Raw genomic sequence first — 13551 nt, 5'->3', positions numbered from 1 at the left:
CGGAGATAGATCATGTGTGGAATCGTCGGTTTCGTCGGGCAGGGCCCGGCTACTGCGCCTATTCTGGACGCGTTGAAGCGGCTTGAGTACCGCGGATATGATTCTGCTGGTATTGCGACCCTCGAAGGCGGTTTGCTGACGCGTCGTCGCGCGGTTGGCAAGCTTGTCAATCTCGAGAGCCGGCTTGCATCGGAGCCCCTCATCGGGCGGATCGGCATCGGTCACACCCGCTGGGCCACACACGGCCGTCCCAATGAGAACAACGCGCATCCGCATGCCGCCGACGGCGTCGCGGTCGTTCACAACGGGATCATCGAGAACCATCGTGAGTTGCGCCACGAACTCAAGGAGGCCGGAGCGCATTTTGCCACCGAGACTGATTCCGAGGTGGTTGTGCATCTCGTTAGTCGCGAACTGAAAAACGGATGCGATCCGGTCGGAGCAGTACGCAAGGCATTGCCGCGGCTGAACGGCGCGTTCGCCCTAGCATTCCTGTTTGAGGGGCACGACAATCTCCTGGTCGGCGCGCGAAAGGGCTCGCCGCTTGCCGTTGGCTACGGGCACGGCGAAATGTTCCTCGGCTCCGACGCGATCGCGCTCGCGCCTCTGACCGACATGATCAGTTACCTGGAGGACGGCGATCTTGCGGTGATTACACGAGAAGGAATCGAATTTCTCAACGTGAAAGGCAAGCACCTGCAGCGCACGCCGGCCAGGATAGTCGGTTCGGCAGTGGTCGTTCACAAGGGCGAGCATCGCCACTTCATGGCCAAGGAGATTCACGAGCAGCCGAAGGTGCTCGGACAGACGCTCGCGCAATACATCGATGCTTCGGACGGCACGATCCGGCTGCCGGAGCACTCCGATCTCGATTTCCGCGAGATCAACCGCGTGTCGATCACGGCCTGCGGCACGGCCTTCTATGCTGGGCTGATCGCGAGGTACTGGTTTGAGCGCTACGCCAAGCTGCCGGTTGAAATCGATATCGCGTCCGAATTCCGCTATCGGGACGTACCGTTCGGTGCGGGCAATCTGGCGATCTTCGTATCGCAATCCGGCGAGACGGCCGATACGCTTGCCTCCCTGGAATTCGCCAAGACGCATGGTCAGCGCGTACTTTCAGTCGTCAACGTGCAAACCTCGACCATGGCCCGTGCCAGCCAGATCGTATTGCCGACGCTGGCCGGCCCGGAAATCGGGGTCGCATCCACCAAGGCGTTCACCTGCCAGCTCGCGACGCTGGCCTGCATCGCAATCGCGGCCGGCCGCGATCGAGGCGTGCTCGCGGCCGAAGACGAGAAGTTGCTGGTCGGGGCGCTCGCTGATATTCCGCGCTATGTGACGCGCGCACTCGAGTTGGAACCGAAAATCGGCCAACTCGCGCGCAAGATCTCCGCTTCCCGTGACGCCCTGTTCATAGGCCGCGGGACCAATTATCCCCTTGCCATGGAAGGCGCGCTTAAGCTCAAGGAAATAACCTACATCCATGCAGAGGGCTATGCGGCCGGCGAGCTCAAGCACGGGCCGATCGCGCTGATCGACAAGGACCTGCCAGTGATCGTGATCGCGCCGGGCGACATGACGTTCGAGAAGACCATGTCGAACATGCAGGAAGTGATTGCCCGAGGCGGCCGCATCATCCTGCTGACCGATCAGAGAGGCGCCTCGCTGGCGCCACCAGACGCCTGGTCGGTGCTCGAGTTACCGGACGTGCCGCAGATCGTGGCGCCACTGGTCTTTGCCGTACCGCTGCAGCTCTTGGCCTATCACACCGCGGTCGTTAGGGGAACCGACGTCGACCAGCCGCGCAATCTCGCGAAGTCCGTGACGGTTGAATAGATTGCGCGAAGGAGAGGGAGGCGGCACGCATCATTCGTAGTCCTTCGGCGTGCCGCCAACGGTTTGAAAGGTCGAAACTGCCGATGCTCTTTAGCGCGCGCCCCTCGGTTTCGAGCCGAGCAGGTCGTGCGTCCCGCTGATGCTCACCGTTCCCGAGCACTCGAACCCGCCGAAAATCCCGCAGGAGCCGGTGACCGTGACGCGCAAGTCCTTGCGCTGGTACATGTCGACCGAAATTCCCACGCGCGAAAAGTCATTCGCGCTGTTCGGCAGGATCAGGTCGATGTGTTCGGCCGCCCAACGCGGCAGATGCGGGTTGCTCTTCCAGAACAGTTCATTGCCGGCGTGGTGCGCGAAGTTCGGTCCGACCGTGAGCTCACCGTCGACGCCCTCGAACACGAAGCCCGTTTCGTCGATGTGAACGTTCACCCGATCGGGTGCTACCGCGAAATGCAGCGAGGTGATGTCTTGCGGTTGCGGGTCCTTGCCGAATTGCGAACTGTAGGCGTCGCTCCATTGCCCGCGGTCGCGTCCAAGGCCGAAGCCGTGCCGGCCTGGGAGGTCTCGCGTTGAGAGTGGTCTCTCGGAGAGCGTTGGGCGCCAGATTTCCCGAAACCCCTTGCCGATCGTCGCAGCCATCGACAAATCGAGGGCCCAATGCGACTGTTTCTCCGGGCTTTGCCCTTCGGCGAAGGCGTCGAACCCGTCCGTCGTCTTGGCAATGCGCAACTTCTTGATCAGGTCTTCCCAGTCCCTCGGCAGGAAGGTGACGCCGTCGAGCGTGTTCGTCGCGGCAGCGACACCGTACTTCTCGAGTTGGTGTCGGATGTAGGGCTTCTCGTCGTAAAGGCGCACATCCGGGTTTGGCCCCGCGAAATACTGCGTCAGATCGATCTGCGGCCGAAACATGGTTAGCCGCGCCGCGATCTTCCGGTAAGTATCGGTCGTCGTCGGGTTGGTGGTCATCGCGGGCCGCCTCCGAGTCAAACGTCGTCTCCGATTGGTGTAGCCCTGACGTGTCCGGGTTCAATGCCGGCCCTCATTCGCACTGGATGGCTCCTCGGCCAGCAGAGCGCATCAGGCAATCAACAACCCGAGCTTGCCAACCATCGCAAGCGAACGTTCGACGCTCTGTCGGGTCGACAACAGCAACGGCTCGGCAGGCTGCCCGGCACTATCGGTCTGGACGATCCGGGTGGTTGGGCCAAATCTTTCAGTCATTTCGGCAATGATCTGATCGATGGTCCGGGCTCCATCGAGCAGTTGCAGGAAATGTCGGGTCCGATCGTCCTCTAGCTGCACTGTCTGGTGGAGGAGGTTGGTGACCAGCGGACCAGTTTGCGCCTGTCTTCGCGCGAGCAGGCTCGCTTGCGGACGGTCGGTAGCTTCTTTCAGCAGAAAGGGCCGTGATCCCAGGAAGGAGACTTCGCCGCTGCAAGCCAGGATGAACATCGCCTCCGTCAGCACCCGTTGATCATCGTCCGCGCGCCGGCCGCCCAGCAGCATGCGGGCGCCCTCGAGCAGTTCGTCAAATGACAATGCACGGGGCCAGGCCCGGCCGAGGCACAGATGCGCGGCTTTCAGGAGCGGATTGGTCACCGTGATCCTGCTGCCGTCCTGGTTCTCGAACTCCATCGCAGAATCGTCGGTCACGCAGGCGTCGGGATCAACCGGGCTTGTGGTGCTCAGCAAATGGAACCGGGTGACGAAATCAAGGTCGATCTGACGGGACAGCGAAATGCTGTCGTGGCAGAGCAAGGTACGCCGAAAGCCGTTACCGTCGATAAAATCCTGATACTGATCGCGCGCCATGAACTCACTCTCCGGGAAGCGCTGCAGCGTCGCGCGGACCTCCTCGGAATAGCCGGCGAGATAGCGTCGCGAGAAATCAGCGTCGCTCAGATATTGCAGGCCATGGCGGCCTGCATCGTCGACGACTTCATGCAGCAGGAAGGCCTCGGCGCCCTCGTCGAGATCGTCGTGAAACAACAGCTCGTCGGGGGCCTTGAGAACGCGATTGCACTGGTCGCGCATGACCGCACCGTGCACCGAATTTGCCTTCGAGCCCTCGCTCAGGAACTTCAGGATGGCGCGGGCCTGTCCTACCTTCTCCTTCATGCCGGTGAGGTGGCGGGTGTGATACCGCATCATGTCGCGGACCATGTCGCGAAGATGCGAGAATGGGTGCGCGTTGTAGCTGACGTAGCAGACCCCCCGCGGCGCCAGGTTGTGCTTGAAGATCGTCATCATCTTCTCGCGCACCGCCGGCGGCACCCATGAATACACGCCGTGGGCGATGATGTAGTCGAACTGCCCGAAACTTGCGTCGACATTCATGATGTCGCAATGCAGGAGCTTGATGTTACTCACGCCCAATGTGGCGATATTTCGCTGGCCGCGCTCGATCGTCACGCCGCTCAGGTCGACGCCGATGAATTCGCTGTCCGGATATTGAAAGGCCATCGGCAATAGATTGCCGCCAACGCCGCAGCCGAGCTCCAGAACCCGGCAGCGCTCGACCGGAGCCGGTTGCATGCCGTAAACGGCGGCAATGGTTGCGAGGTGGTTGGGGTGAGTGAGCCCGTAAACGTGGCCGGGGTAGAAGACCTCGTCGTATGGTGTGGGGCCGGTGATCGGCTGGCGATGCTCGGTTTGAATGTTCATCGTCCTCAGGTCCACGAATATGCGAATTTGTGGTCCTCGATCGAGACCCGGGCCTGCTTGATTTCCTCCTTGGCAAGCGATTTGCTGAGAAATTCGCGGGACAGCTCCGGCAGCAGGGTGTTGGTGATGATGTTGTCGATCATGCGCCCGCCGGAATCCGGATCGTTGCAACGCGACACAATGTGCTCCACGACCGCATCGTCGTAGCTGAAGGCCGCATTGTGATTGTCACGCAGACGCCGCCCGATCCGGTCGAGCTGCAGCCGGACGATCCCGGCGAGCATCTCGTCCGATAGCGGGAAGTACGGAATCGAGACGATGCGTCCGAGCAGCGCCGCTGGAAACACCTTCAGCAATTCCGGTCTCAGCATCCTGGCGAGCTCCTCCGGCTCGTTGCGATACTTTGGATCGCGCGACAGGCCCATGATCAGATCAGTCCCGACGTTGGTGGTCAGAATGATCAAGGTGTTCTTGAAGTCGATCCGCCGCCCGTTACCGTCTTCCATGGTTCCCTTGTCGAACACCTGGAAGAAAATCTCGTGGACGTCGGGATGGGCCTTCTCGACCTCGTCGAGCAGGATCACGCTGTAGGGCTTGCGCCGGACCGCCTCGGTGAGACGACCGCCTTCGCCATAGCCGACATAGCCGGGAGGTGCACCCTTCAGGGTTGAGACGGTGTGTGCCTCCTGGAATTCCGACATGTTGATCGTGATCATGTTCTGCTCGCCGCCGTAGAGGGTCTCGGCAAGCGCCAGGGCGGTTTCAGTTTTGCCCACCCCGGACGGTCCGGCCAGCATGAACACGCCGATCGGCTTCGACGGGTTGTCCAGCTTGGCGCGGCTGGTCTCAATTCGCTTGGCGATCATCGTCAGCCCATGGGACTGGCCGACGACGCGGCGGTTGAGGATCTCCGGCAGCTTCAGCACGGTTTCGATCTCGTCGCGCATCATCCGCCCGACCGGGATGCCGGTCCAGTCAGATACGACGGACGCTACCGACTGCTGGTCCACATGGGCATAGACCATCCGCTTTTCCGGATTGATGCTTTCCAGCGTCTCGAACTTGCCGCGCAGCTCGGCGCGCTTGGCAGCCGGATCCTCGCCTTCCTCGGGTTCGGTCAGGATCTCGCGAATGCTGCGGATGTCCTTGACGAGCTTCTGCTCTGCGGCCCAATCGGTCTCGAGGCTCGTCAACCTTTCCTTCAGTGCTGCGATGTCGCCGTCGATCGCGACAATGCGCTCGCTGTCCTCGACCCCCAGATCGCCATCGCTCACTAGCGCTGATCTTTCCGCCTCTCGAGCGGCAATCGCGACGCGGGTATCCTCGATCAGGGCTGGCGTCGCGCTCTGGCTGATGGCCACGCGCGCCGAGGCAGTGTCGAGCAGGCTGACCGCCTTGTCCGGCAACTGTCGCGATGGAATGTAGCGGTGCGAAAGGTTGACTGCTGCAACGATTGCAGCATCCGAGATGCGGACTCCGTGGTGCTTCTCCATCGGACCGAGAAGTCCGCGCAGCATGGTGCAGCAGGTGTCGACATCGGGTTCATCGATTTGGATCGGCTGGAAGCGCCGCGTAAGCGCGGGGTCCTTCTCGATATACTGGCGATACTCTGCCCATGTGGTGGCGGCGATCGTGCGCAGCGTGCCACGGGCGAGGGGAGGTTTCAGGAGATTGGCGGCGTCCCCGGTGCCGGCCGCGCCGCCGGCGCCTATCAGCGTGTGGGCTTCGTCTATGAACAGGATAGTGGGAGTGGGTGAGCTCTGGACCTCATCGATCACCGAGCGCAAGCGCTGCTCGAATTCGCCCTTCATGGAGGCGCCGGCCTGCATCAGGCCGATGTCAAGCGCGCAGAGCCTTACGTTGCGCAGAGGTGGCGGAACGTCGCCCGCGGCGATGCGCTGGGCGAAGCCCTCGACCACGGCCGTCTTGCCGACGCCGGCCTCGCCGGTGAGGATTGGATTGTTCTGCCGCCGGCGCATCAGCACGTCGATCAGTTGGCGGATTTCCTCATCGCGACCGAGGATCGGATCCATCTGGCCTGATTTGGCCTTGGCGGTGAGATCCTGGGAGAACCGGTCGAGCGGTGTCGTCCCCTTGGGACCCGCCTTGTCCGCACCTTCCGTGCCGGCGCCGACCAATCCCGAGCCGTCCATCGGCCGCATGGTCTCCTCGTCGGAGCCGGCCCAGACGGCGCGACGCTCCGCGGCCAGTGCGTCGACGTTGACCTTGGCGAACTCCTGCGAGATGTTGTTCAGCGTGCGACGGATATCGTTCGATTTCAGGCCTGCCACCAACAGATGGCCGGTGCGGATCTGGGTTTCGCCGAAGAAGAGCGTCGCATAGTGCCAGCCCCGATCGAGGAGATCGATGACCGAATTGGCGACGCCCGGCATGTCGGTTTCGTTCTTGCGAAAGCCATTGATGACGCCGGCGAGGTCCGACAACAAGCGTGCCCGGTCGAGCTTATAGTGATCGACCGAGAGGCTGAGGTCGTTGCGTTCCTGCTGCAGGATATGAAACAGCCAGTGCGCAAGCTCGACGTTGCGGTTACCGGCGCTCTTGGCGTGGCGCAGGGCCTGTATGAAGGCATCATAGCCGGCCCGGTTCAGTTTGCCTGTTACGGCTTCAAGGCTGATGTCGGTCACAGCGGCCCCTCCTGCTCACTTGCTCCGTGGATGCCCGGCATCAAGCGGAGATTTTGCCGCGAATCCCATAGTGTTAGGACGATCGGCGCGGCGGATAGGTTCAAATCGCCGCGGCATCGGCAGCGCTGCTCCGACGGGCCCTCAAGCGCTCGCCGAGCTGAAAGCGCGCATCGCGGCGATATTCTTCGGTAGAGGTCCAGTTGGGCGACACCCATGTGGTCCATCCGAGTCGTCCGCTCTGTCCGAGCCTGACCGGGACGACCTCTCCCGCTGGGATGGCGAGTTCCACCTCCCATTCCAATTCGTCGCCGATATAGAAGAACACGGCGTCCGCCAGTGGCTCCGACAAGTTGCGCGTTTCCGTCGGTAGGAATTGCTCGTACTGGGCAAAATTCTTGACGAAGAGTCGAACCCTGATCTTGTCCTCGACGCTGAACACGCGTGAGCCCAGAAGAGCGTCCCGGCCGAGCCTGGCATGGCTCCCGCCGAGCCGGCTGCAGTGACTCGGGTCGAACGAGAGCCACGTGCCGACAAATTCGTCGATCTCAACCGTGACGTCGAACAGCCCCTGCAGCAACCGCGTCAGCCGTGACGCACACTTTGCCCTGGGCGCGACCAGTCCGGCGAAGCTGAGCTTCGCCATGTCCGGTACGGTATCTCGATTGGCGAAAACGTCGGATCCCAACCCGGCGAAGGAGCCGACATAGGCGATGAAGCGATCCTCCGCCGGCCGGTCATGCTGCGCGATCGGCCGCGCGTCGGCCCAGGCGCGAAAGAAAAGCTGCAGGAAGCGCCCATTGAGGAGGTCGAGAAAGCGCGGGAAGGCGTCGTCCCGCATCAGCCACCAGCCGAGGCTTTCATCGGTGGTGGCGAGCGGCAGCGCGCCCTGAGGGCCCAGCAGGCCCAGAAATTTGACCAGTATCCTCAGCCGGCCATCCTGGCCGTCGACCGCCGCGAGGTTGGACGCGGGAAATTCCAGATAAGGAACCTGGCCGAGGTCGACATACTCCTCGCGGCGTGCGGCGCTGTCACCGATCCGCGGTCGATCCGGATTGGCCCGCTCGAGCTGGCGCAGCGTGTGAAAGAAATCGAACCGCCAGGGCTCGGCCTTCATCTGCTCGATCAGCGTCACAGCGGTCTCCGCGTGCCCATGCGAGGCGGCCACCGCATGATCTCGCCACGCTCCGGTGTTGAGATGACCGTCTGGGTGAAGGTGTTGAAGCCCGAGTATTCGGCGAAGAAGCGCTCCAGCACGGCGCTGAGCAAGAACACACCGCTGCCCTCGAATGCTTTCTCGTCGAGCGTAACGGTGATCTCCAGGCCGCGCGCAGCGCCGCTACCGGTGCGCTCGCGCACCCGCCGTACGACGGGACGGCTTTCTATGCTGCGTACGCCGCGGATCTTGCGTTCCGTGGCGTCGTCGAACTGATCGGCGAACAAGGACAGCATCTCGCGCAGCGCGCCGGCGTTCTTGCCGCCACCGCGCTCGACCAGACCAAGATAGTTCAGGCTCAACATGTTGATCAGCCGCCAACTGACGATTCCGCTGTTGGCGATCTCGTTGCGGCTGCGTAGCTGGGCCACCACCGGCTCGCGTGGACGGGTGGGACCAGCGACGCAGATCAAATCAAGAGAGGTGTCGTCCAGCAGGCGGAAGTCGGCGCCGCCCTGGCCGACCGGCAAGTGCTCGGTGAGATGCCGGTTGGAGCACAGCGCCCGGACGCTGAGTTCGGCGACGGAGCCTTCGCCACTCAGTTCACCGGGCTCGAGCAGTGACAGGAACATGTCCGTCCCGGTGTAGTCGGAGGATGTGCCGTACGTCGTCTCCTCTACAGTGCGGCGGCGGGGCAACCGGCGGACGGTGAAATAGAGCCCTTCGACCGATCCGCTGGTCCGTTCGACGGCGGCCGAATACAGCGAGCGCACCGGCCGCTTGTCTTTTTCCGCCGGAAAATGCGCATAGACTTCGAGCACCTGGTGCGGCTCGTATTCGAGATAGCGGCTGCGATCGGGCACCACATGATACTCGTGGGTATTCGACTTGACAGGGATACGGTCACTCGTCTTCTCGAACAGGTTGATCGCAGGCGCAGTATAGAGCTTGAAGGTATCGGGACGCACCGAGGCGGCAAGCCGCGAATTGTGTTCATCGAAGGCGAAGACGATATCGATCGACTTGCTGCGCAGCCGTGGCATCAGGCCGCGAAGTCCGGTCAGGTTGATGCCAAGGAACTTGCGTGGAAACACGAAATATTCCCGTAGCAGCTCCGAGCCCCGAAAGATCCGATTGTCGTTGGGAAATAGTGACTCGTTCTCGTCGAAGCCGACTTGCTGCACGCAGTCCTGGGGCGCGCGAGTGACCACCGGATCGCCGAAGTCGTCGAGATGGCGGAAGTAGACGCCCCTGCAATTCGAGATCAATTGCTCGTAAAGCGCGATGGCGTCGGATTCCGCGCCGGACAGGTAGATCGGGAGTTCGCTCACGCGGCAACCCGCAAACCAGGTTTCCGGCTTGGTCCGGGCCTCTGCGTCAGGCAGTTCTTCGTCGATCCGGGCTGCGGTACGATGGGTCAGTGATAGCCTGAGCCCGGCGATGACGTCGCCGCCGACCGGAATCCCGAGCGCCTGCAGCGCGCCCGCCGTGGAGAAGTATTCCGCGCCGGTGACGTCAAACGGCCAAAGTACGATTTCGCGGCAAAGTCGAAATCGGCAGGAAAGGCTTCGTTCTCTCTCGCGGTAGGTGGCATCGAAATAGGCGCCGCGCGCGATCTTCCTTCCGTCGCGCAGCGCCGGGTCGGCATAGGGCGGGCGTGCCGTGACGAGCATGGCGGAAGGGGTGGGGGCAAGGTAGTTCGGAACCAGTTGCTCGAGCAGGTTTGCGGTGAATTCCGGGAATTCGTGCTTGAGCTTGAGCTGAACGCGGGCAGCGAGAAACGCGGCACCCTCCAGCAGCCCCGTGATCATCGGATCCGAGCGATCCCGGATCAGGCCGCCAAGGCGCTCTGCGATGCCAGGATATTCTTCGGCGAAATCTCCTGCCTGCTCGTACAGCAGTGACAGTTCACGATTGTAGAAGTCCAGGAATTCGCGGTTCATGTTAAAGTCGGTTGATCTGGATATCGCCGCTGTCGAGGTCGACATCGGCGACGAATTCCACGGGAACGTTGAGCGGCTCGGCCTTCAGGTCGGCGTGAACGATGAAGCGCAGCTTGAGCTGCTCGGGGCCGACAGAGCCGTCGCGGCGGACCCGGATCGTCTTGCGATCGAGCCTTGGTTCGTACGTCGTCAGCGTCGCGCGTAGCGCGTCGTTGAGCTCGTCGTCCGTGACCTCGTCGATCGAACGGTGCGCGATATCGGGGAAGCCATAGTTCAGGATCGATGTTCGGACGCAATTCCGGCCGCTCAGGTCCAGGGTCGATTCCAGAGCAATGGTATTGAGGAGCGATTCAATGTCATGGGAGACTTCGCGCCGAAGCAACGTTTCGGAGATCGGAAAACGGCCTGCGCTGCGCCGCCCGGCAATGACCCGCTCGCCGAACTCATCGCGCAGATTGAGCTTCTTGCGCGCATCGCGCGCTTCATGAGCCGAACGAAAGGCCAGCATCAATGGGGGGCAGAGCCGATCCCTCTTTGGTGTAATGCTCATTTGCGGTCCCCGTGACGCCCAACCCGCATACAATTCCGGGGACGCCCATTGGCGTCCAACTTGACGTCGTGTCAGCAGGCGGTCGGGCCGGCCGACAGGTGCGATCGCAATCGCACCGCTTGGCGCCGGTTCCCGCTATTCGCAACCGGCGCCAGGCGAGGAGCCGACAATCAGGCCCATTCCTTGTTGGCTGCAACGTCCCAGCCGAAGGTCGGCGACGCGCCGGCAGCGCCTTTTTCCGTTTGGGTCTTGTAGATCATCTTCACCTTCTGGAAGTTCAGGCTCACGTTCTCGGTGAGGCGATCTTCGCCGTGCGATCCGCCGGTCGACACGCTGGTGACCAGAACGTTCTTCATCTCGACCTTGAGATATTCGAGCGGGTTTTCGCCGGCCTTGCGGACCGTCAGGATCGCGCTATCGATATGCTTGCCGTTCGCGCAGACCTTGAAAAGCTCCGGCGTGGCCTTGTCGACGAAGTGCGTGAAGTGGAGATCCTGCACGCTGACTTTGCCGGCGCCGCCGCCCGAGCCGCTGTGGAAAGTGCCGGTCTGGCTCTCGCCGAAAGACCAGCTCAAAATATCGATTTCGTCCTTGTGCTTGTCGTCCAACGACTCGCCTTTGATCGGGTCGAGTTTCAAGAAGATGTCGACAGCCATAGCATAGTCCTCTCAAAATTATGCATGTTTGCGGTTGCGATGATGCAACGTCAGGAGCTGGGGCCAGGCAGGCGCGAAACCAGACTGAGGCCGACATCCATCGCTTCCAACTGAAAGTGTGGACGGAGAAAGAAGCGCGCGTTGTAATATCCCGGGTTCTCCTCGTTTGCTATGACCTCAACCTTCGCAGCGGCCAGCGGCTTGCGCGCTTTCTGAGCTTCTGACGACAGGGCTGGGTTGGCATCAACGTACTCGTTGATCCAGGTCTGCAGCCAGACCGTCAGCTCATCCTTCTCCTTCATGGATCCGATCTTGTCGCGAACCATGCACTTCAGATAGTGCGCAAAGCGGGACACTGCGAACATGTAGGGCAGACGTGACGACAGGTTGTCGGACGCGGTTGCATCCACGCCCTTCTCGCCGAAATACTTCTTCGGCTTATAGAGCGACTGGGCGCCGATGAAGGCGGCCTTGTCGGTGTTCTTGCGATGGATCAGCGGGATCAGGCCCGCCTTTGCAAGTTCGTGCTCACGGCGATCGCTGATGGCGATCTCGGTCGGGCATTTCAGATCGACGCCACCGTCGTCGGTCGGGAATGTGTGCGTCGGCAGGTTGATGACCTCGCCACCGGACTGTACACCGCGGATGCGCGTGCACCAGCCGAACTCCTTGAAGGCGCGGTTGATGTTGACCGCCATCGCATAGGAGGCGTTGATCCAGCCGTATTTGTCGCCGGTGTGCCCATCCGTCTCCTCTTCGAAGGCGAACTCTTCCACGGGCTCCGATTTCGCGCCGTAGGGGAGGCGACCCAGCACGCGCGGCATGCACAGGCCGAGATAGCGCGAGTCGTCCTGATCACGCAGTCCCTTCCACGCCGCATATTCCGGCGTGTCGAAGACCTTGCCGATGTCACGAGGGTTGGAGAGCTCGGTCCACGAGTCCATTCCCATCAGCGTCGGCTCGGCGCCGCTGAAGAAGGGCGCGTGGGCGGCGCCGGCGATCTTGCTGAGATCGCGCAACAACTGCACGTCGGTGGGAAGGTGGCTGAAGTAATAGTCGCCGATCAGGCAGCCGAACGGCTCGCCGCCCAACTGGCCGAATTCGTACTCGTAGATCTGCTTGAACAGCGGACTCTGATCCCAGCGCGCATCGGGGTAGAGCCGCAGATTGCGATACAGCTCGTTCTTGGAGACGTTCATCACCCGGATCTTGAGGTTGGCGTCCGTCTCGGAATTGAAAACGAGGTAGTGCAGGCCGCGCCAGGCACTTTCGATCGCCTGGAACTCAGGTGCGTGAAGTATCTCATTCATCTGCGCGGTCAGCTTCTGGTCGATCCGCGCGATCATCTCCTCGATGGTGTCGAGCACGTCCGACTTGATAACGCTGGTATCCTTCAAAGCTTCTTGAACGAGCGTGGATACCGCGTTCTCGACTTCGGTCGCTGCACGTTCAGTGCGCGGCTTGAAGCTTTGCTTCAGCAGAGCAGCAAACTCATCAGCTTCGACGGTCCCGACCTGGGTGGTGGGCTCTTTATGGACAGCTTCTTTTGCCATGGTCCCCGTTCCTTCCCTTAGCTCTCGGTGTCGGGTTCAGTAGACTGGGCGCGCTCCCGCAGCGCGGCCATCAGTTGAGGATCGGCGAGAAGTTTCTTGAGCTGATCCTCGGCGGCCACCTTGCCATCCATATAGCGCAGCAGATTGGCGAGCCGTTCGCGCGCCTCGAGCAGCTTGGCCGTAGCCGGCACCTGCCGGGCCACCGCGACGGGGGTGAAGTCGGACATCTTGTTGAAGCGCAGGTTGACGGAGATTTTATCGTCGGACCCTTCGCTGAGGCGATTGGCGACGCGCGCCGTCACGCCGGGCTGGATCGCCGCCATGCGGCTGTCGAAGTTGTCCATGTCGAACTCGAGGAATTTGCGTTCCTCGACTTTCGTCTTCTCGACGCCGGGGTTGTTGCCGGAAAGGTCCGAGAGGACCCCCATGACGAACGGCAGTTCGATTAGCCGCTCGGCGTCGTAAGGGTCTTCGTATGTGATGTGCACGCGCGGTGCGCGGTTTCGCCGAATGAATTTTTGTCCGCTATCGGTAGCCATGGTTCCCCT

10 protein-coding genes are annotated in these 13551 nt (G+C 61.8%); 1 reads left to right on the top strand and 9 read right to left on the bottom strand.

The features are described 5' to 3' along the window. The first annotated feature begins 12 nt into the window (after positions 1-12). Positions 13-1839 carry a glutamine--fructose-6-phosphate transaminase (isomerizing) gene (glmS, locus tag MTX21_RS10475; RefSeq protein WP_280964721.1) on the top strand — a complete coding sequence of 609 codons (1827 nt, stop codon included), beginning with the start codon at positions 13-15 and terminating at the stop codon, positions 1837-1839. A gap of 90 nt (positions 1840-1929) precedes the next feature. On the opposite strand, the gene MTX21_RS10470 is transcribed toward glmS, so the two are convergent. The 9 genes from MTX21_RS10470 to tssB form a co-directional block, all read right to left on the bottom strand. Continuing rightward, a complete protein-coding gene (locus tag MTX21_RS10470; protein WP_280964720.1) occupies positions 1930-2805 on the bottom strand; it encodes a hypothetical protein in 876 nt (291 codons plus the stop codon). Positions 2806-2916: 111 nt separating this feature from the next. Beyond that, a complete protein-coding gene (locus tag MTX21_RS10465; RefSeq protein ID WP_280964719.1) occupies positions 2917-4503 on the bottom strand; it encodes a methyltransferase regulatory domain-containing protein in 1587 nt (528 codons plus the stop codon). 5 nt (positions 4504-4508) lie between these two features. Next, the gene (gene tssH, locus MTX21_RS10460; RefSeq protein WP_280964718.1) at positions 4509-7148 is read right to left on the bottom strand and encodes a type VI secretion system ATPase TssH; all 2640 of its coding nucleotides are present in this window, start codon (positions 7146-7148) and stop codon (positions 4509-4511) included. A 100-nt stretch (positions 7149-7248) separates the two neighbouring features. Then, positions 7249-8313 carry a type VI secretion system baseplate subunit TssG gene (gene tssG, locus MTX21_RS10455; RefSeq protein ID WP_280964717.1) on the bottom strand — a complete coding sequence of 355 codons (1065 nt, stop codon included), beginning with the start codon at positions 8311-8313 and terminating at the stop codon, positions 7249-7251. Then, a complete protein-coding gene (gene tssF / locus MTX21_RS10450) occupies positions 8277-10244 on the bottom strand; it encodes a type VI secretion system baseplate subunit TssF (RefSeq protein ID WP_280964716.1) in 1968 nt (655 codons plus the stop codon). The genes tssG and tssF overlap by 37 nt, the downstream gene beginning before the upstream one ends. Position 10245: 1 nt before the next feature. Beyond that, positions 10246-10794 (bottom strand): type VI secretion system baseplate subunit TssE, encoded by a 549-nt coding sequence (gene tssE, locus MTX21_RS10445; RefSeq protein ID WP_280964715.1) that lies wholly within the window; start codon positions 10792-10794, stop codon positions 10246-10248. A gap of 170 nt (positions 10795-10964) precedes the next feature. After that, entirely contained in the window at positions 10965-11450 is a 486-nt protein-coding gene (locus MTX21_RS10440; protein WP_280964714.1) for a type VI secretion system tube protein Hcp, read from the bottom strand. Between the two features lie 50 nt (positions 11451-11500). After that, a complete protein-coding gene (tssC, locus tag MTX21_RS10435) occupies positions 11501-13003 on the bottom strand; it encodes a type VI secretion system contractile sheath large subunit (RefSeq protein WP_280964713.1) in 1503 nt (500 codons plus the stop codon). Between the two features lie 17 nt (positions 13004-13020). Then, positions 13021-13542: a type VI secretion system contractile sheath small subunit gene (gene tssB / locus MTX21_RS10430; RefSeq protein ID WP_280964712.1), complete on the bottom strand. Its 522-nt coding sequence runs from the start codon at positions 13540-13542 to the stop codon at positions 13021-13023. Between the last annotated feature and the right edge of the window lie 9 nt (positions 13543-13551).

The organism is Bradyrhizobium sp. ISRA430, from assembly GCF_029909975.1.
Lineage (GTDB): Bacteria > Pseudomonadota > Alphaproteobacteria > Rhizobiales > Xanthobacteraceae > Bradyrhizobium.
The sequence above is the reverse complement of the archived record's forward strand: the minus strand, read 5'-3'. Positions and strand labels throughout refer to the sequence as shown.

Coding starts and splice junctions, on each gene's coding strand:
- glmS (WP_280964721.1), top strand. CDS start 13: ATGTGTGGAATCGTCGGTTTCGTCGGGCAGGGCCCGGCTACTGCGCCT.
- MTX21_RS10470 (WP_280964720.1), bottom strand. CDS start 2,805: ATGACCACCAACCCGACGACGACCGATACTTACCGGAAGATCGCGGCG.
- MTX21_RS10465 (WP_280964719.1), bottom strand. CDS start 4,503: ATGAACATTCAAACCGAGCATCGCCAGCCGATCACCGGCCCCACACCA.
- tssF (WP_280964716.1), bottom strand. CDS start 10,244: ATGAACCGCGAATTCCTGGACTTCTACAATCGTGAACTGTCACTGCTG.
- tssE (WP_280964715.1), bottom strand. CDS start 10,794: ATGAGCATTACACCAAAGAGGGATCGGCTCTGCCCCCCATTGATGCTG.
- MTX21_RS10440 (WP_280964714.1), bottom strand. CDS start 11,450: ATGGCTGTCGACATCTTCTTGAAACTCGACCCGATCAAAGGCGAGTCG.
- tssC (WP_280964713.1), bottom strand. CDS start 13,003: ATGGCAAAAGAAGCTGTCCATAAAGAGCCCACCACCCAGGTCGGGACC.
- tssB (WP_280964712.1), bottom strand. CDS start 13,542: ATGGCTACCGATAGCGGACAAAAATTCATTCGGCGAAACCGCGCACCG.